This is a genomic window from Methylobacter sp., assembly GCF_036845245.1.
GTDB lineage: Bacteria > Pseudomonadota > Gammaproteobacteria > Methylococcales > Methylomonadaceae > Methylobacter_A.
This window is the reverse complement of sequence record NZ_DAIUEH010000012.1, coordinates 1-19,668: the sequence shown is the minus strand read 5'-3', so window position 1 is coordinate 19,668 and position 19,668 is coordinate 1. Positions and strand designations below refer to the sequence as shown.

At 44.2% G+C, this 19,668-nt stretch carries 18 protein-coding genes; 13 read left to right on the top strand and 5 right to left on the bottom strand.

Annotated elements, in window-relative coordinates; genetic code table 11:
• The first annotated feature begins 130 nt into the window (after positions 1–130).
• On the top strand, positions 131–1,681 hold the full coding sequence (gene norR, locus V7051_RS07160; RefSeq protein ID WP_333874256.1) for a nitric oxide reductase transcriptional regulator NorR: 1,551 nt from the start codon (positions 131–133) through the stop codon (positions 1,679–1,681).
• Positions 1,682–1,735: 54 nt separating this feature from the next.
• On the opposite strand, the gene mnmE is transcribed toward norR, so the two are convergent.
• Genes mnmE through rpmH form a run of 5 tightly spaced genes read right to left on the bottom strand, consistent with a single transcriptional unit; the run spans position 1,736 to position 5,522 of the window.
• Positions 1,736–3,082 (bottom strand): tRNA uridine-5-carboxymethylaminomethyl(34) synthesis GTPase MnmE, encoded by a 1,347-nt coding sequence (mnmE, locus tag V7051_RS07155; RefSeq protein WP_333874255.1) that lies wholly within the window; start codon positions 3,080–3,082, stop codon positions 1,736–1,738.
• Positions 3,083–3,088: 6 nt separating this feature from the next.
• Complete coding sequence (yidC, locus tag V7051_RS07150) at positions 3,089–4,801, bottom strand: membrane protein insertase YidC (protein ID WP_333874254.1); 1,713 nt, start codon at positions 4,799–4,801, stop codon at positions 3,089–3,091.
• Positions 4,794–5,027 (bottom strand): membrane protein insertion efficiency factor YidD, encoded by a 234-nt coding sequence (gene yidD, locus V7051_RS07145; protein ID WP_081466894.1) that lies wholly within the window; start codon positions 5,025–5,027, stop codon positions 4,794–4,796. Before yidD ends, yidC begins: the two co-directional genes overlap by 8 nt.
• On the bottom strand, positions 5,009–5,377 hold the full coding sequence (gene rnpA / locus V7051_RS07140; protein ID WP_333874253.1) for a ribonuclease P protein component: 369 nt from the start codon (positions 5,375–5,377) through the stop codon (positions 5,009–5,011). The genes yidD and rnpA overlap by 19 nt, the downstream gene beginning before the upstream one ends.
• A 10-nt stretch (positions 5,378–5,387) precedes the next feature.
• Positions 5,388–5,522 (bottom strand): 50S ribosomal protein L34, encoded by a 135-nt coding sequence (rpmH, locus tag V7051_RS07135; RefSeq protein ID WP_333874252.1) that lies wholly within the window; start codon positions 5,520–5,522, stop codon positions 5,388–5,390.
• A gap of 168 nt (positions 5,523–5,690) precedes the next feature.
• Here rpmH and dnaA point away from each other — a divergent pair, with 168 nt between their 5' ends.
• The 12 genes from dnaA (at position 5,691) to V7051_RS07075 (ending at position 19,620) form a co-directional block, all read left to right on the top strand.
• Complete coding sequence (gene dnaA / locus V7051_RS07130) at positions 5,691–7,007, top strand: chromosomal replication initiator protein DnaA (protein ID WP_333874251.1); 1,317 nt, start codon at positions 5,691–5,693, stop codon at positions 7,005–7,007.
• A 188-nt stretch (positions 7,008–7,195) separates the two neighbouring features.
• Positions 7,196–8,296 carry a DNA polymerase III subunit beta gene (dnaN, locus tag V7051_RS07125; RefSeq protein ID WP_333874250.1) on the top strand — a complete coding sequence of 367 codons (1,101 nt, stop codon included), beginning with the start codon at positions 7,196–7,198 and terminating at the stop codon, positions 8,294–8,296.
• A gap of 10 nt (positions 8,297–8,306) precedes the next feature.
• Positions 8,307–9,383, top strand: a complete 1,077-nt coding sequence (gene recF / locus V7051_RS07120; protein WP_333874249.1) for a DNA replication/repair protein RecF — start codon at positions 8,307–8,309, stop codon at positions 9,381–9,383.
• A gap of 45 nt (positions 9,384–9,428) precedes the next feature.
• Entirely contained in the window at positions 9,429–11,894 is a 2,466-nt protein-coding gene (gene gyrB / locus V7051_RS07115) for a DNA topoisomerase (ATP-hydrolyzing) subunit B (protein ID WP_333874248.1), read from the top strand.
• A gap of 443 nt (positions 11,895–12,337) precedes the next feature.
• The gene (locus tag V7051_RS07110; protein WP_333874247.1) at positions 12,338–12,703 is read left to right on the top strand and encodes a helix-turn-helix domain-containing protein; all 366 of its coding nucleotides are present in this window, start codon (positions 12,338–12,340) and stop codon (positions 12,701–12,703) included.
• Positions 12,651–13,286, top strand: coding sequence for an IS630 family transposase (locus tag V7051_RS07105; protein WP_333874246.1), 636 nt, complete (start codon positions 12,651–12,653; stop codon positions 13,284–13,286). The genes V7051_RS07110 and V7051_RS07105 overlap by 53 nt, the downstream gene beginning before the upstream one ends.
• Positions 13,287–13,959: 673 nt before the next feature.
• Positions 13,960–14,352, top strand: coding sequence for a helix-turn-helix domain-containing protein (locus V7051_RS07100; protein WP_333874245.1), 393 nt, complete (start codon positions 13,960–13,962; stop codon positions 14,350–14,352).
• A 217-nt stretch (positions 14,353–14,569) separates the two neighbouring features.
• Positions 14,570–15,298: a TnsA endonuclease N-terminal domain-containing protein gene (locus V7051_RS07095; protein WP_333874244.1), complete on the top strand. Its 729-nt coding sequence runs from the start codon at positions 14,570–14,572 to the stop codon at positions 15,296–15,298.
• Positions 15,222–16,499, top strand: a complete 1,278-nt coding sequence (locus tag V7051_RS07090) for a hypothetical protein (protein ID WP_333874243.1) — start codon at positions 15,222–15,224, stop codon at positions 16,497–16,499. Before V7051_RS07095 ends, V7051_RS07090 begins: the two co-directional genes overlap by 77 nt.
• Positions 16,459–17,169, top strand: a complete 711-nt coding sequence (locus V7051_RS07085; protein ID WP_333874242.1) for a Mu transposase C-terminal domain-containing protein — start codon at positions 16,459–16,461, stop codon at positions 17,167–17,169. Before V7051_RS07090 ends, V7051_RS07085 begins: the two co-directional genes overlap by 41 nt.
• Positions 17,162–18,133: a TniB family NTP-binding protein gene (locus V7051_RS07080; protein WP_333874241.1), complete on the top strand. Its 972-nt coding sequence runs from the start codon at positions 17,162–17,164 to the stop codon at positions 18,131–18,133. Before V7051_RS07085 ends, V7051_RS07080 begins: the two co-directional genes overlap by 8 nt.
• A complete protein-coding gene (locus V7051_RS07075; RefSeq protein ID WP_333874240.1) occupies positions 18,130–19,620 on the top strand; it encodes a TniQ family protein in 1,491 nt (496 codons plus the stop codon). The genes V7051_RS07080 and V7051_RS07075 overlap by 4 nt, the downstream gene beginning before the upstream one ends.
• The last annotated feature ends 48 nt before the right edge of the window (positions 19,621–19,668 follow it).

Below are 19,668 nucleotides of genomic sequence, written 5' to 3'. Positions count from 1 at the left end.
CTGCGTCATACCTATAGGCAAGTGCACTTACTATGCCAAGCGAGAAGCCTTATATTTACTGGCTTGGCCAAGTATCGTTGTATAATTGACATCGACTTTAAGTTGTTCAATTGACATCAGTGTTATCACTATGACGACAAACCTGTTTTTCACCTCGCTAATTTCCATTGTTGCCGATCTGTCCACCAACATGTCGGCAGAACAACGTTATCAACGGTTACTTGAACATTTGTGCCGGATTTTTCCTTGCGATGCCTCGGCGTTGCTAAAATTCGAAAACGATTACCTGATACCGCTGGCGGTTAACGGCTTATCGGAAGATACCTTGGGACGGCGTTTTGCGGTCAGTGAGCATCCGCGTCTGGCACAGATTTTGGCCTCCGGTCACTCGGTACGCTTTGCCGCCGACTCCGACCTGCCTGATCCTTACGACGGATTGATTGAAACGGATAACGATCAACTGCTGGTGCATGATTGCATGGGCGTTACGCTATTTATCGACGGCGAGCCCTGGGGCGTTTTAACGATGGATGCGCTGGCTCCCGGTACTTTCGACAATATCGATCCGATCCAGCTCAGCACCTTTATCAGCCTGACTGCCGCCACAGTCAAAGCCGCCGGGCTGATCGCCTCTTTGGAGCAACGGGTGCGTTATGCGACCCAAACCTTATTCAAGGAAAATACCGACCATGACATGATCGGCGACAGCGAATGCATGCGGAAATTGCGTAATGAACTTTCTATCGTCGCACCTTCGGAGCTGGCGGTTTTGATTTTGGGAGAAACGGGAGTCGGCAAAGAACTGGTTGCCAGGCGCATTCACCTGGAATCGACTCGCGCCGATCAAGTCATGGTCTACGTCAATTGCGCGGCATTGCCCGAGAGTATTGCCGAAAGCGAATTATTCGGCCACATCAAAGGCGCGTTTTCCGGCGCCGTCAGCGACCGCACCGGCAAGTTCGAGCTGGCCAACGGTGGCACGATTTTCCTGGATGAAATCGGTGAGTTACCGCTTTCGATACAGGCCAAATTATTGCGCACCTTGCAAAATGGCGAGATACAGCGCGTCGGCAGTGATAAACAAATCAAAGTGGATGTACGAGTCATTGCTGCGACCAACCGCAATCTGCAACAGGAAGTCGCAGCAGGGCAGTTTCGCCCGGATCTTTACCATCGTCTGGCAGTTTATCCGATGCATGTTCCGGCATTACGTGAACGGGGAAAGGATGTTCTATTACTGGCAGGCGCTTTTTTGGAAAAAAACCAGCAGCGTCTGGGCGTTAAAAAGTTGCGTCTGGGTCAGGACGCGAAGAAAGCCTTATTGGATTACCACTGGCCGGGCAATATCCGCGAACTGGAGCATTTACTCAGCCGGGCAGCGCTAAAATCGGCGACTCTGGAAAATCGCCAAGAGGATTTTATAACAATATCGCTGAGCTATTTGGATATCGTACCGGAGCCTTTGAATGCCTATTCTATCGACTCAGTAGAGGATTCGCCGGCAGCTTTATCCACGCCGATAGATTTTAAAAACGCAATTGACGAGTTCCAGCGCCAGCTTATCCGGCAACAACTGGCAGCGCAACAGGGCAATATGGCTGCTACGGCACGCATGCTGGGGATGGATCGGGGTAATTTTCATCGCTTGTTGAAACGGCTTGAGATAAAAACGGAAAGTTGATATTCCAAACCGCTGTTAAAAAGCCATACATTAGGAAAACAGTAGTGACAATAATTACTTGCCGATGCAAAAACTGGAAAATATTTTCCCCAGTAAATCATCTGAGGTGAATTTTCCGGTAATTTCAGCAAGACTGTTTTGCGCCTGTCTTAAATCTTCCGCGACCAGTTCTCCGGCCTGGCTGCCTCTTAACTGGTTTAAAGCGCTTTCAGTAAACTCATGGCCTTTGTTTAAGGCTTCGATATGCCGTCTTCTGGCAATGAATACGTTATCTGTAGCTTCGTTAAAACCGACGCTCTGTTTGAGGTGTTGCTTTAACAGTTCCATGCCGTTGCCGGTTTTTATCGACAGGTAAATTTGGGTGCCGAGTTCGGTTTGCTTTATTTCCGGCTCCATTCCTAGCAGGTCTATTTTGTTGTAGATCTGGATGATGTTTCCGCCGGACGGTAGGGTTTTTAATACCGACTCTATGTCCGGTTCTCTGGCATCGATCAGCAATAAGATTTTATCGGCATTTTTGATTTCCTGGTGCGCCCTGCGGATGCCTTCCTGCTCTATCGCATTGTCGCTTTCGCGCAGGCCCGCGGTATCGATGATATGCAAGGGCATGCCGTCCAGCTGAATGCGTTCTTTTAATACGTCGCGCGTGGTTCCGGCTATGTCGGTGACTATCGCTGCTTCGTGTCCGGCCAGCGCATTGAGCAGGCTGGATTTTCCTGCGTTCGGTTTTCCTGCCAGGACAACGGTCATGCCGTCGCGCAGCAAGCGGCCTTGTTGTGCTGTTTTTTGGATTTGTTCAATGCGGTGCAGTATTTTAACCATCCGGTTCTCAACTACGCCGTCGGTCAGGAAATCGATTTCTTCATCGACAAAATCGATAGCGGCTTCGACATAAGTTCTGAGTTCCGTCAGTTCTTCAACCAGCTCGTTGACCTGTACTGAAAAAACGCCCTGCATCGATTTTTGCGCAGACCGGACGGATTGTTCGGTGCTGCTTTCAATCAAGTCGGCGACCGCTTCAGCCTGGGCTAGGTCGAGTTTGTTGTTAAGGAATGCACGTTCGGTAAATTCGCCGGGATTGGCTAAGCGTGCGCCCAGCGATAAAACCCGCCGCAACAGCATGTCCAGTACCACAGAACCGCCATGACCTTGAAGTTCAAGGATGTCTTCGCCGGTGTACGAGGCCGGGCCAGGAAAATAAAGTAGGATGCCGGAATCGATCACTGAGCCGTCCTCATCGGTGAAAGATGAATATTGGGCCAGTCTGGGAGCTAATTTTTTATTGGTGAGATGTTTGGCGATTTCAGGAACTAAAGCCCCCGAAATACGAATAATACCGACACCGCCATTCCCTGGCGGTGTTGCAATGGCTGCAATGGTATCTAGATTTTCTATATCCACGTAGGCCTATGGCATTTTAGCGATCTGCTTGGTGATATACGACTGTTGAATGATAGACAGAGTGTTGTTGACTACCCAGTATAAAACCAGACCGGCCGGGAAAAACAGGAAGAAAATAGTAAAGACGATTGGGAACATCTTCATTACCTTAGCCTGTATCGGATCGATCGGCGCAGGATTTAAGCTTTGCTGGATCTTCATGGTGATACCCATGATGACCGGCAATACATAAAAAGGGTCCTGTATCGATAAGTCCTGTATCCATAACATGAAAGGCGCTTGACGGAACTCAACGGTTTCGCTCAATACCCAGTATAAACACATAAACACCGGAATCTGCACCAGAATGGGTAGACAGCCTCCCAATGGATTGACCTTTTCTTTTTTATACAGTCCCATCATTTCGGTATTGAAACGCTGTCTGTCATCGGCAAAACGTTCTTGCAGTTCTTTAAGACGCGGCTGAATTTTGCGCATCTTGGCCATTGATTTGTAGCTGGATTGGGACAATGGGAAAAACAATAATTTAATACACAGCGTTACGCCGATAATGGCTACGCCCCAGTTGCCGGCTGCATCATGGATCTGGTTCAACAACCAATAGATGGGTTTGCCGATAAAGGTTAAAAAGCTGTAATCAACGGTAAGTTCCAGACCAGGCGCGATTTTTTCCATCATAGGCTGGATTTTAGGACCGGCAAATAATTGAGCAACAAACTGAGCATCTGAATTTGCGTTAACAGTGACCGATGGGGAATAGGTCCCGATAACATAATGTCCGTCAGTCAATGCCTTGGTATAGAAGTGGTTTTCCTGGTCGGCAGGTGGAATCCATGCGGAGGCAAAATAATGTTGAATCAGCGCTGTCCATCCGCCTTTAGTGGCAACATCAAGGTTTTCATCAGCCATGTCGTCATAGCTTATTTTTTGATATTTTTCTTTTTCGGTGTAAATAACGCCACCGGCATAAGCTCTCATGCCGCCAGTCAGCATACCGCCTTTGCTGGACGTATCAGGAACTCTAAGTAACTGGCTGTATTGCCGGCCGGACCAAGGCTTATCGGAATCATTTTTGACTTTTTGTTCCAATGTTATGTCGTAACTACCGCGTTTAAAGGTAAACAGTTTGATAATAGTCAGACCATTATTATCAGTCCATGTTAAAGGAACTGTTAAGCTGTCTTGTTCGGGTTTTAAATCGTAACTGGTTGCTTCGTTTTTAAATACTGTGTGATGACTCGGCGCAGTCGCAAAACCGCTGTCGGCAATTAAGCCGCTTTGCGCAACAAATAATTTTTCCTGGCTGCTGTCGAACAAACGTACCGGAGCGGTATTTTTTTCCGAAACAGATAAACCGACCATTGCACGTAATTTATCTACAACAGTGTTGGATTTTTCTACCGGATAGTTCAATAAATCCAGATTCTGGATTGTGCCGCCTTGCAGGTCAATTTGGAGCGCAAGCACATCGGTTTTAACGGTAATGACATTGGCGGATGAAACGGTTGCCAATGGAACGGCTGTAGTATTTTGCTCTGCCGGCGCTGTTTGGGCTGCTGCGCCGGTGGCAGAAGGTAAATCTTCTTTGGTATTGGCAGCTATAGTATCTGTAATAGCGGCAACTTCAGGCTTCGGGCCATAATCCAGTTGCCAGGCTTGTTGCAGCATAAATACAAGCATTGCAAAAGTAACGATCAGTATAAATCTTATATTATCCATTCTTATTACCAAATTTTTCCGGAACGGGATCGATGCCACCTTCATGGAACGGATGGCATTTTAATAATCTTTTGAGGGAGAGATAAGAGCCGATAATGGCTCCATGGAGCTGAAGCGCTTCCAGAGAATAACTTGAACAACTTGGATAGAAACGACATCTATCGCCTAGCAGCGGGCTAATAAAGTATTTATAAAACTTTATAATTGCTATGAGTATGAATCGCATCGGGATACCAGCTTAAGCCAATGCCTTTCCAGTGATTTTCTTAACAAATCCAGCGGAGCATCTACGGCTTCTCTACGAGCCAAAACAACAATATCAATATTCCCCAAATCGTGTTGTTTTATTCTAAAGTTTTCCCGGACAGTTCGTTTAATCACATTCCTTTGGACTGCCTTTCTTATATTTTTTTTAGCAATTGCCAAGCCCAGCCGCGGATGATCGAAATCATTCTTTATGGCTAATAAGGTAAAATATTGGTCACTTGATTTTACAGGCTTAGCAAAAACCTTTTTATATTCAGCCGGTTTTTTTAACCGTAACTGCGGGGGGAAACTAAAAACTTCTTCAGCCACCAACCGTCAACTAAACGGTTAACTGAGCGCGGCCTTTTGCTCTGCGAGCATTGAGAACTCTACGGCCACCTACTGTTGCCATTCTTGCACGAAAACCGTGGGTTCTTACGCGTTTGATTTTACTGGGTTGGTATGTTCTTTTCATTTTACTTAAGGCCTGATCGGATGAATGTTAACAAAAACAGATAAAAAAGACAGCGGATGATAAAATAAACTATTCAGCCTGTCAATTCTGTAGCGCAATGTTTTATTACTGTATAGTGATAAAGAGCAAAATTACACTATTAATTATAATCAACTTTTTACTATTTCAATGAGCTCAATTTGGAACAACTGTCTTTCTAAACTTGAAAATGAAATTTCAGGTTCTGACTTCAGTACATGGATAAGGCCTCTTCAGGCCATAGAAAGCGACGGACAAATAAAATTATTGGCTCCTAACCGCTTTGTACTGGACTGGGTTAAAGAGCATCATTTTGCAAAGATTGAAGAGACTATTTATGAGTTCTCTAACGGTTCATTAAATTTAAGCTTGGAAATCGGTTCCAAAAATTCGTCTGTTGCTACGGCAGCTAAAGTAGCCAAGCCTGCCGGAACTCAAAAAGCCAGCCCCAACTTCCTCAATAAAGCATTTACCTTCGACAATTTTGTTGAAGGTAAGTCCAATCAGTTGGCAAGAGCGGCTTCAATGCAGGTTTCTGAAAATATCGGCAAAGCTTATAATCCATTACTTATTTACGGCAGTTCAGGTTTGGGTAAAACCCATATGATGCACGCGATAGGTAATGCTGTTTTACAGAAAAATCCGTCAGCAACCGTTGTTTATTTGCACTCTGAAAAATTCGTTCAGGATATGGTGAAGGCGTTACAACAAAACTCTATTAATGCTTTTAAAGAGTTTTATCGCGGCGTTGATGTGCTGTTAATTGACGATATTCAATTCTTTGCCGGCAAGGAACGCTCTCAGGAAGAGTTCTTTCATACGTTCAACACACTGTTGGAAAAAAAGCATCAGGTAATTTTAACCTGCGACAAATATCCCAAGGAAATCATAGGACTTGAAGACCGGTTAAAATCACGGTTTGGCTGGGGGCTTCCTGTTTTAATTGAGCCGCCTGATATGGAAACCAGGGCCGCTATCTTAATGAAGAAAGCAGCTTTAGTTAATATTGAATTGGCCCAGGACGTGGCTTTCTTTATTGCCAAAAGAATCCCTTCCAACGTTCGGGATTTGGAAGGTGCTTTAAGACGAGTCATTGCTAACGCACAGTTTACCGGTCGTGAAATTACCATCGACTTCACCAAGGAAGCGTTGCATGATTTAATTTCCTTGCAGGATAAACTCGTTAATATCGACAATATTCAGAAAACGGTCGCTGAATATTTTAAAATTCGAGTTGCCGATTTATCTTCCAAAAATAGAAAACAATCTATTACAAGGCCAAGGCAAATGGCAATGTGCTTGGCTCGAGAACTGACATCACACAGCTTTCCTGAGATTGGTGATGCATTCGGCGGTCGGGATCACACAACGGTAATGAATGCATGCAAACGAATTGCCGAATTAAAAGAAGCTGACAACAAGATTGCCGAGGATTACTCCAACCTGTTGAGAACCTTGTCACATTGACCTAGAACAACCTGTGGATAAAATGTATTTTTGCTAACATCGTTTATTTAACTACAATCCGTACACGTTAGAATATCACCCTTAACCACATTATTTATAACAACACAGCTAATTGATTATTAAGGATAAAATACTGTTATCAACAGTTTCCTTTTAAGCTAATAGTAATAATAGAAAAATATTCTTTTATGAAATTTATTATTAATAGAGAAGAAATCCTGGTTCCTTTGCAACAAATAGTCAGCGTAATAGAAAAAAGGCAAACGATGCCTATTCTTTCCAACGTTTTGATGGTTATTGAGGAAGATCTGCTTATTTTGACGGGTACTGATCTGGAAATTCAGATCATCGCTAAAATTAATATCGCTACAGCTACGCCGGGTTCGATTACGGTACCGGCCAGAAAATTCCTGGATATTTGCAGGCTTCTCCCTAGTGGAGCTGAAATTAAATTTGAGTTGCAAGATGATAAAGTAAAAATTGCTTCCAATCGCAGCCGTTTTTCTTTGAGCTGTTTGCCGGCAGATAATTATCCTGAATTTGCTGAATCCGAATTAGAAAACCACCTATTGATTAATGCCGGTAAATTTAAAAAAGCACTGGATAAAACGGTATTCTGTATGGCTAACCAGGATGTTCGTTATTACCTGAATGGCTTGTTGCTCAATGTCTCTAACAGTAAGTTGAAATTGGTTGCATCGGATGGACATCGCTTGTCCATTTATGAGGACAACCTGGATCAAGCTACCGGCTTTGAATCTAGAATTATTCTTCCCAGAAAAGGTGTTCTTGAACTTAACCGATTGCTTGACGATCCGGATGCTGAACTGAAGATTGAATTTTCCAGTAACAATATTAGAATTTTTATCAAGAACCTGGTTTTCTCGGCGAAACTGGTGGACTCAAAATATCCTGATTTCGGTAAAGTTTTTCAACAAGATTTTTTTAACCAAATCCATATTCAAAAGCAACTACTAAAAGAAGCATTGACCCGCGTCGCTATTTTGTCGAATGAAAAATTCAAGGGCGTGACCTTTGATATTAAATCTGACAGTCTAAAAATCAGTACGCATAATCCGGAGCATGATGAAGCCGAGGAAGAACTGTTTATTGAATACACTGGTGAACCGCTGACTATTGCTTTTAATGCCCAATATTTATTGGATGCGGTTTCTAATTTGGATTCCGAGCTTGCCGTTTTGACGATTGCCAGCAACGCCAGCAGTTGTTTTATAGATGAACCCAATGATTGCGGATATAAGTTTATCGTTATGCCGATGAGACTGTAATATTGCAGTTATGAGTTTGTTGAAACTGGATATTTATGCAGTGAGAAATATCCAAAAAGAATCCATCAATCCTTCTCCGACAATTAATTTTATTGTTGGAGAAAATGCCAGTGGCAAAAGCGCTCTTATTGAAGCCATTTTTATCCTGGGGCGAGCCAAATCTTTTCGTTCTTCAACCATCAAACCTGTTATTAATTTTGCTCAAGACCATCTGGTTGTTTCTGCAAATACTTTGCAGACAGATGGGAGTCATCTTCATTTGGGGATACAGCTGGATGGAAAAAATATTGAAATTCATATTAATCAGCAATCAACACAAAAACGTTCGGATTTAGCCTACGCGTTGCCGTTACAACTTATTCATCCAAAAAGTTATGAATTACTTGATGCCGGTTCGCAAATACGAAGAGAGTTTTTGGACTGGGGTGTTTTTAATAATGAGCAAAATTTCCTATCTGCATGGCGCAAATTTAAAAAAGCCTTATCCCAACGTAATGCATTATTAAAAACAAGGCGACTTGAACAAATCAAGGTTTGGGATAAAGAACTCGTTTATTACGGTACAATAGTCAATAGTTACCGGCAGCAATATCTAAAAAAATTCAAGCCTGTTTTTATCGAGATTATCGGTAGATTTCTTGCTCTTGAGGGAATCGATCTGAGGCTTGTATCAGGTTGGGATTCGTCAAAGGAATATAGCCGGATTTTAATTGAAGATCAGGATAAAGACTTACGTTATGGTTTTACCCATAGTGGACCGCATCGTGGGGATTTTCAATTATTGGTTAATAATCGGCTGGCAAAGGATTTTGTTTCGCGAGGTCAATTAAAGTTGTTGGTCATGAGCTTGAAATTGGCACAGGTGCAGTTGCTTGCCAATGAACAGAGCCAAACCGGCTGCATATTAATTGATGATTTTGCGGCAGAGCTTGATGTAGTTAATCGTGCCAAGTTATTGCGCTATTTGTCATTGATGGCATGTCAGGTGTTTATAACCGCTACAGAAAAAATTGATTTTGGCGATCTAAGCCAGATAAAAAATTATAAAATGTTCCACGTGGAACATGGCACCATAAAACCCGTGTAGTGTTCCACGTGGAACATTCGCAACCAATTAGGAAAGAAAACAACCATGAGTAACTCCATCGATCAAGTTGTCGAAACATCAAGCCCAACGGCCGCTGTTGTACATGCAGTGCCTGAATACGACAGCACCAATATTCAAGTTTTAAAGGGATTAGATGCCGTAAGAAAAAGACCGGGCATGTATATCGGTGATACGGATGACGGTTCTGGCTTGCATCACATGGTTTTTGAAGTCGTCGATAATTCGATTGATGAAGCTTTAGCCGGTTATTGCAAAGAGGTTAGGGTGATTATTCACACTAATGGCTCAGTTTCTGTTTCTGACGATGGCCGAGGTATACCTGTCGATATTCATAAAGAAGAGGGTAGGTCAGCGGCAGAAGTCATTATGACGGTACTTCATGCCGGTGGTAAATTTGATGATAATGCTTATAAAGTTTCCGGTGGTTTGCACGGTGTTGGTGTATCAGTTGTCAATGCATTATCCGAAGAATTGAATCTTGAAGTTCGCAAAAATGGTCAACTTTACAAGCAGCAGTATCGCATGGGCAATCCGGTTGCTCCGCTGGCGGCAGCAGGGCCGGCTGAAGGCTCGGGTACGTTGATAAATTTCAAGCCCAGTTCAGAGACGTTTACCGATGTCGAGTTTCATTACGACATTCTGGCAAAAAGGCTCAGAGAACTATCCTTCCTGAATTCCGGCGTACGCATCAGCCTGGAAGACGAGCGCACCGACAGACAAGATGTATTCGAGTTTGAAGGCGGCATAGGCGCATTTGTTGAACATCTTAATAAAAACAAAACGCCGCTGTTTCCGGAAGTATTCCATTTCATTGCAGAAAAAGAAGGCGTCACAGTCGAAGTGGCAATGCAGTGGAACGATTCCTATCAAGAAAACGTGTTCTGCTATACCAACAACATTCCGCAACGCGACGGCGGCAGCCATTTGGCCGGTTTCAGAGGGGCTTTAACCCGAACCATCAATCAATACATCGAATCCAGCGGTTTAGCCAAGAAAGAAAAAGTACAAACCACTGGAGATGATGCCCGTGAAGGCTTGACTGCTGTACTGTCGGTTAAAGTACCTGATCCGAAGTTTTCCTCACAGACTAAAGACAAACTGGTCTCATCGGAAGTAAAGCCGTTGGTTGAATCGACGATGAACGAAAAGCTACAGGAGTTTTTGCTCGAAAAACCGCAAATAGCCAAAGCAATCGTCGGCAAGATTGTCGATGCGGCCCGTGCCAGGGAAGCGGCCCGTAAAGCACGTGAAATGACGCGTCGTAAAACTACGCTGGATATTGCCGGATTGCCGGGCAAATTGGCGGATTGCCAGGAAAAAGATCCGGCTTTATCCGAATTGTTCCTGGTGGAAGGGGATTCTGCGGGCGGATCGGCAAAGCAGGGCAGGGATCGTCGTACCCAAGCCATCCTGCCGTTAAAAGGGAAAATCCTTAACGTAGAAAAAGCCCGTTTCGACAAAATGATTTCATCGGAAGAAGTCGGTACATTAATTACCGCGTTAGGTTGCGGCATAGGCAAGGACGAGTACAACCTAGCCAAGCTGCGTTACCATCGCATTATCATCATGACCGATGCCGATGTCGATGGGTCACACATCAGAACCTTGTTGCTGACGTTCTTCTACCGTCAATTGCCCGAGATCGTCGAGAAAGGTTATATCTATATTGCCCAGCCGCCTTTGTATAAAGTGAAAAAAGGCAAGCAAGAGCATTACGTTAAAGACGATGCTCAGCTGAATGAATACCTGATCCAGCTCGCATTAGATAAAGCACAGCTTTTTACCGACGTATCCGCACCGCCAATTCAAGGGCAGGGTCTGGAAAAACTGGCTAAATTGTTTACGGAGGTAGACGGTATCAATAACCGTCTGTCCAGACGTTACGATGAAGTTTTTCTGGAGCAGTTTGCCTATATGGATGTGATCAGCGACGAACTCAAGCAAGATCAGCAAAAACTCGCCGCCTGGTTTGCTGTAATGGAGCAAAAACTGACTGACTGCGACAGTAAGGCGATATACACCATTGAGCTGGACTATAAAACGGCTAGTGACTTTTCTGTAGTGGTTAATAAGCGCCTGCATGCAATAACTAAAACCTTTGTATTGCCATCAACCTTTTTCAACGGCAAGGATTACCAAAAAATCGCGCAATATGCCCAAGACACAGCGGACATGTTTAACGAAGGCTCATTTATGCAAATGGGCGAAAGACAGCAGCCAGTCAGTAACTTTAAACAGGCGTTTGAATGGATGATGAAGGAAATTAAAAAAGGCCAGCATATCCAGCGTTACAAAGGTCTGGGCGAAATGAACCCGGAACAGCTATGGGAAACCACTTTGGACGCCAACAACCGGCGTTTGCTGCAAGTCAGAATCGAAGACGTGATTGCCGCCGATGAGATTTTTACCACTTTGATGGGCGATGTAGTTGAGCCGCGTAGGGATTTTATTGTTAAGAATGCGTTGGATGTTACTAATTTGGATGTCTGATTGCTTAGTTTTTGTCGGATCTCATAATTTATGAAATAAATCTCACAATTGTGAAATGAAATCTCATAATTAATGAAATAAGTTCTAATGGCCACGAGTGACCAGTTGGTCACATCCAAAATAAGCGTAGACTGGGTAGAGCGATAGTGAAACCCAGTTTACAGAATTTGCTACTGTTGTTCAGCGGTTTGCGATACCTCATGAAATATCCGTAAAAGTATCTGTTGACTGAGCGGTTGAAGGTGATTCAGCAATTCGGCCAGCGCTCGCCCTTGATTCATCTGTCAGCCAACTGATAGCGGTTTGCCAGTTTCGTTTTGGACGGTCAGTTGACCATTTTCCTTTGTCAATAGGTGCAGTTAGCTAGAGCAATTATCTGCTACCTAAAGACAGGCATTTTGTTAGAATCAAGGCGTTTAGCAATCACCGTGGTACCCGAGACAATGCCTACTCCTTATTCTGAAGATTTACGGCTGCGTGTGGTGAATGCCGTTGAAAACGGCAAAACAACACGCGAAGTCGCTACGCTGTTTCAAGTCAGCTCTTCTTTTGTGTCAAATATTCATCAGTGTTGGAAACAGAAAGGTCATGTTCATGCTAAGCAGATCGGAGGTTATCGACGTGCTTTTTTGGAACCGTATGAAGACGCCATCAAGGCCCAGTTATCGGATCATCCGTCGATGACCTTGAAAGAATTACAGTCGTGGTTAGCCAACGAACAGGGCTTGAGCCTTTCCATCTCAGCGATCGATAAGTTTGTCCGCCAAAAATTGGGCTATCGCTATAAAAAAAACCGTGTTCGCCAGTGAACAGCAACGTGACGATGTCGCGCTAGCCCGAGAGCAATGGCAAGCGTGGCAGAAAAGCTGCGATGTGTCGAAACTGGTATTTCTGGATGAAACCAGTGCTTCAACCGATATGATCCGCCGCTATGGCCGTGCACTCGGCGGCGCTCGCTGTGTAGATGATGCCCCGGCCGGACATTGGCAGACGCTAACGTTTATTGCCGGTTTACGGATGGACCAGCTCACAGCACCCTGGTGCTTGAATCAGGCCATGAATGGCGACGCTTTCAAAGAGTATTTAAGCTCGCAGTTGGGGCCCACGTTAAAGCCCGGCGATATCGTGATCTGCGACAATTTGCCGGCTCATAAAGTCGCCGATGTTCAGGAACTGATTGAAGCCCGAGGTGCGACGCTGAAATACCTGCCGCCGTATAGTCCTGACCTGAATCCGATTGAACAGGTCTTTGCCAAACTGAAAGCCTTGCTACGCAAGGCCGCTGAACGAACGCTTGACCCGCTTTGGCAAGCTATCGGCCAGATCATGGATCAGTTTCACTCTGACGAATGCCTCAATTATTTTAAAAACTCAGGCTATGCTTTTGACTAACGGAGAAATGCTCTAGTGCTTCATTATTTTTCAGAGATAGTTGGATGTGGATATGGTCTTGCTTCTTCTATTGAGTCCCAATGTGGGACAAAGGGAACAGGTCCTCGCTCTTTACAAGCAGTCTCACACAACGAACAAATGAGGCTGGCAAGAGTTGACTGGTGACTGCTTTCGACTAAAACAGCACACTCCGAATGTGAGTCCACGCAATATTTTCTAGCGAGTTGACGCCATAAAGGGACATGCGGCTGGTGTTCGCACGTTCACCAAAAATTAAAAACACGATAATTAATTTCTTTCTCTTTCCATCAGGTAAATTCGCGCTTTTAGATAAAAGCACCGCGTCTCCACAAATCCTTAATGTAAAAAACAGAATACCGAAAAAGAACATGGGTTAAAGCGATTTACGCCAGGCAAGGAGTTTGTTTGTAGATTAGTGTACTTCGTGAAATTTTAGCGGCTAAAATATTACGACAAATTACTTCAATCTGGCCACCATAACAATCAATACAAACATATTTGGCACCCCCGTTGTTTTTATAAAGTTAATTGCTTAATTAGAGTGCTTATTTATTTCGATATATCGAATAAGTAATTGATTATAAAAACAAATTTAATATTTTTCATGATTCTATTATTCTTATAGAAAATTACTGAAATAAGGCTCCTCTCCATGACACCGTTCGGGTTGTTTTTAGAAAATATTAGGCGTAGTCGTCAACTACAACAAAAACAATTGGCAGCAGACCTTGGTGTTCAAGCCTGTTATATCAGTTCGTTGGAAAAAGGTCGGAAAGCACCGCCATCCAAAAAAGTACTTGAAAGGCTGATTGCTGCATTGGATCTAAATGAGGAAGAGCAAACCTTGTTGTGGGAAAGTGTGGAACAATCCGAATTGTCATTTAAGTTGCCTGGCAACATGATACTCGCTGAATATCAATTGATAAGCCGATTAAAACAACAATTGGGAAGATTAAGCCAAGAACAAATCACGATTATGCTAAATGTTCTTGCGTTAAACACCACGTCGAACAAGCAAACAAAAACGAGGAGAATGAATATGTAAAGTGCAACACGGAACAAACCAGTCGGCTTGCCCCGCGCTGCAAGCGAAGTAGATACTCCGCCGTGAGAAAGTATAGTATCTCCCCGCTCACAACTCTCGTCAAGCCAACTCTGGCCAAATTACCACTAACAGAAAACTTTATTACCGTATTCGGTAAGGAATAGTTATGTCTATACACTCTAATGGCGAGCGTAAAAGCGCTGGTCAGAGCGCTGCTTTGCGCCTGAATATTACGCCACAGCCCAAAGCCGAGCGGGCAAGAGAGCCGGTTACACCCTCACGTGGACTTGTCCGGGGACAATTCCCGTCAACGAAGATGAAGCGCATGATTGCTTGGGAATCGCAGCTGGAACAAAAAGCCTGCTATCACTTTGAATTTTCCCCTGCCGTCATAGCATTCCGCGAGCAGCCGGAAACTCTTTATTTTCCATACCAGGAACGTATGTGTCGTTATACACCGGATTTTGAGCTAACCCTATATAACGGCGAAATCATCTATGTCGAAATAAAGCCATTGTCCAAGCTGCGCTCACCGCAAATGCTGGAACGGCTACAACTTGCAAATCAGTTCCTGGCTGAAAAGGGCTACAACTTCATCGTCATAACTGATGAAGAACTGAATTTTCCGAATCGAATCAGGAATTTTTCGATACTGCGTCCTTATCTGCGATTCGAGATCGCCTTTCACATCTCGCAGCAAGCCAAGGCATGGCTGGCCAACGATCCAACGTTTGGGGCGTTGAGCCAATTTTTTGGCTTGCAATCCATAGCCTTTGCACTGCTTGCGCAGTTGCATATCCGAATTGATCTCGATCAACCGCTCAATTTAGCAAGCGCTCTTTTTACCCCAGCTAATGGAGACCATCATCATGAAACTTGCCTCTTTACATACCGGACAGGACCTGATTTTAGACAATGTGCCATACCGACTGATTCGCATTCTTGAAGACGGTCAATGTCAATTGGAGCGAAAAAGCGATTTGGCATTAAGCAGTTATTCCAAGCAAGAACTTTTGGGCTTTATGAGCACGGGAGAACTCATTTTATGTGGGCAGCAGACCGTAACAACGACTTCGGAAAATAATAAGCGGTTAGAGAGCGATTTATCCGCCTATCCTGAGGCGATACAACAGCAAGTCTATTACCGGCTTAAATATCTGAAAAAGGCTGATGAGCTATTGGGCGAGGAGATTACTTGCCACAGGTTATCGAGAGTCATTAAGTTGGTGGCAGAAGAGTCCAACAATTTCGATCCGCCCTCAGCTCTCACTGTTTACCGCTGGTGGAAGCGGTGGATAAAAGCAGATAGGTCTATCACCGCCCTGATTAAATATAAAAAGGGGCCGAAAAATAAGCGAAAAATTATTAAAGAGTTGGAGCATTTAGCGCAACAACTCATAGATGAGATTTATCTTAAGTCAGAAGGTGGGAGTATCCAAGATATTTATGATGCGCTTAAACACAAAATTAAGGCTCTAAACATCAATCGAAATACACCTCTCCCCATCCCCGGCAAAGCAACATTTTATCGGTACGTCGAAACCTATGATGAATACTTGGTTATGGCGGCCAGAAAAGGCAAACAAGCAGCTGACAGACATTTCCGAGCCGCCGGTAAAGGGCCAGAACCAAAATACATCCTCGAGCGGGCCGAAGTTGATCATACGCCACTGGATTTGCTGATTGTTGATGACGTGACCGGTTTAACTATCGGCAGACCCACAGTTACATTCATTATTGACCGCTACTCACGCCTTCCGTTGGGGTTCGAGATTGGATTTGAGCCACCATCAGAACTTGCCGTGATGCGTGCTCTCCGGCACGCAATTATGCCGAAAACCTATGTGTCGAAGGAATATCCGGAGGTCGAAAACGAATGGCTTGCTTACGGGATTCTGGTCAATCTGGTTTGTGACAATGGCCTGGAGTTCCATGCTCACCAATTGCGACGCATGTGCGCAGAATTAAATATCGAACTGACTTTCTGCCCGAAAAAACAACCGCATTACAAGGGGGCTATTGAGCGATTTTTAGGTACATATAATCGGCAAGTCAGCCACAAAGTGGCGGGAACGACATTTTCCAATATAAAGCAGAGGGGTGATTATGATGCAGAAAATTCAGCCAGCCTGCTTAACATTGGCTGAGTTTAAAAAACTGATGCATGTCTGGTTGATTGACGTGTATATCCAGGCACCGCATAAAAGTCTTGGCATCACACCCGCGCTGGCCTGGAAAGACGGACTGAAAATCATTGAGCCGGTTTTGCCAGAAAGTAAGGAAAAGCTGGATTTGATTTTGGCTATCCAGAAAAGCCGCCAATTAAACCACGAAGGCGTGCAATTCCAAGGATTGATGTTTAACTCGGCGGAACTGGCCACTTTGCGCAAACGCGGTGTTGCTAAGGTCAACATACGAATTAATCCAGAGGATTTGGGCGAGATATGGGTGTTTGATGAACATCAGGGAGATTACTTCAGAGTTCCTTGCACCTACCCCGAGTACGCCAACAAGCTCACGCTAGCACAGCATTTACTCATACGCCAACACACCAACCAAACGAATGCGGCACGTGTCGATATTGATTTATATCTACGCGGAAAGGAAAAATTGCGACAGTTAATTGCCGATGTCAGCAACAGCAAAAAAGTTAGTCAGCGCAAAAAGGCCGCTCGCTACAACACCGAAGAGCTTCAACAAGCGGCCTTTTCGTCTAACACGCTACCGGAAAAAGTCAGTCACCAGTCTGACAAAGATTATCGTACTGGCGATATTCCTGATTTTGATGTGGACAGCAAGGAGGTTGATCATGCTTGACCAAAGCACGCTCAATCAAACATGGTCCGTCGTGTCCAGACTCATTATTAAGCATCCTGCGTTTAATGAAGCCTATCAATTGCTCAAGGAGGCTTATCTTTTTAATCAGCAAACCGGGTTAACCAAAAATTATTGGGTAGTCGGTCCAACTGGTACCGGCAAAACCACTCTAATGGATATGCTGGTTAAAGAGTTTCCACCAGTCGAACGCGTAGATCGTAAGAGTATTCCCGTATTGGCAATCAATATTCCAGCCTTGCCCACCATTAAAAATCTGGCTGAAGAAATGCTTGTTCAATTGGGCGATCCGATTTTTTATCGGGGATCAGCCATTGATAAAACAATACGTATCTTGCATTTGATCAAAACCTGCGAAATAAAACTAATTTTGTTCGATGAAATGCAACACTTCGTCGACCGAGGCCATAAACGAGCACCTGCAGAAGTGGCCGACTGGCTCAAAACCCTGATTGATAAAGCCCAGGTATCAACGGTGATTATGGGGCTGGAGCGTACGCAAATTATTCTGGATGCCAATGAGCAACTACGTCGCCGCTTTTGTCGGCGCATCGATTTAAAACCCTTCGACCTGGAGTGTCCGACTAGCCGAAGTCACTTTCTCGGCGTCATAAAAAAAATTGATGAGGCATTGGCCATGTCGTCTCCACTGGACTTACAGCAAGACGGTATTGTTAGGCAATTGCACTTTGCAACTAACGGGACTATGGACTACATGGTCAAACTGATGCTGGGCGCTTATCAAATCGGTATAAATCGCCATTTGCCGGGGATTGACCGGCAATGTCTGGAACTGGCGTTCAGTGATTCAATCTGGGTTGAAGGAGTTGGGAAGATGAATCCATTTAACCCACAGTTCATTGGTCAAAGGTTGGATAAGCGCGGCATGGTTTTTTATAAGGCCTCCGTTTTAGAGGTAATCCGGAGCAAGGAGAAAAAGTTATGATGGACGAACAATTAACACTCATCTGTCCTCCTATCCGTACCAGCTGCTTTCCTGATGAAAATCCAATTAGTTTTCTGGTTCGGCTTGCCAACCTGAATAGATATCCCTCCTATCGATGGTTACTTTCTGGCAAAGGTACAGAAACAATCAATTACGAGCTGTTATACAAAACTCTTTTGGCGACAGACTGGACTGGCTATGAACAAACCGTTCCTGAGCTTCAGGAAATATGTTCTTTACCCAATATCCATATCAACTCCTCGCGGTTACGCTATTGTCCACTATGTCTTCAGGAAGAGTCCTACTGGCATATAGGTTGGCAACTAAAACTGTCTGTAGCCTGTGCCAGACACCAAGTATGGCTACATGACTTATGTCCACACTGCCAAAAGGATCAAAGCGTTCTGAAAGTTGATGAAAATCAATCAGAATGCCTTGAGCAACTGGCAAACGCAGAAGTCGTTTCCGCCCCACCATCCGTTCTTTGGATGCAGCAATTTTTGGAGGAAGGCTTGCTGAACCAAGACAATCCATTATTCGACACTAATCATCAGCCATCTATTGTCGAACGATGTGAGTTCATTACATTTATGTTGAAATGGCTAGACATTGGAAAGGACCTAGCCAAGCCTGCCAGGCAAAAATTCGAGTATGTCAGTGATTTTCAGGATAAGGCAATTCAATGCGCTGACGCTCTTTTTTCCGATCAGAGTAGTGGTTTCTGGCGATTTTTACAAACAATACACTTGTCTAATGCAAGCTACATTGGCATCCAACAGAAACGGCTGGTTTATTTTTATCGTCAATTCTTCAAACAATTTTCATGGTCGTCAGTTCAACCATTAAGAGACGTGGTCGAAAACTATGCCTCGATGAACTTAATCAGGGATATAACCGAAAAGCACACGCTTTTCAGTCCAAACGCCAAAAAAGATCAGCTATGGTACTCATTCCAAAAAGCCTGTAAAGAATATGGTATTGCCAACTCCGTGTTGAGCAGAGCAATTACAGATAAACAGGTCAAAGTCCATCACGAATATGCCGAGAAATACACCAAAAGCGCAGTGTATCGTCCTGACTTGGAAAAAATTTTGCCACATCTAAAAAGGTTAATCCCTGCAAGTTTTGCCGCCCAAGTTTTGGGAGTAACCAAAGCCCAGTTTTCTCAGTTGCAAAACAGTGGTTGCTTTAAGTTTGAAATACCGCCGCGTAGAGGCTATTGCTCAACATGGCAATACTCACAACCTGAACTTAGCGCCATCATCGAAAATATCAACAGGGGAGCAGCACCAATTACTACAGCTTGCCTAACCATATCTCAAATCATGCAATATCAGATCCAAGGCAGGATTGAAATGCCCTTCTTGCAACTGATCAAAGCAATACTATCAGGCCAGCTCGTTGTCAGAAAATCCGATCCTCACATACTAAAAATACGTGCATTATCCATTGATGGGGAAGAATTCATGCGCTGGTTAAATAATTAATCAAAGGTAAACCCCCAGCTCTGCTGGGGGACTCACAAAGTTTGACAA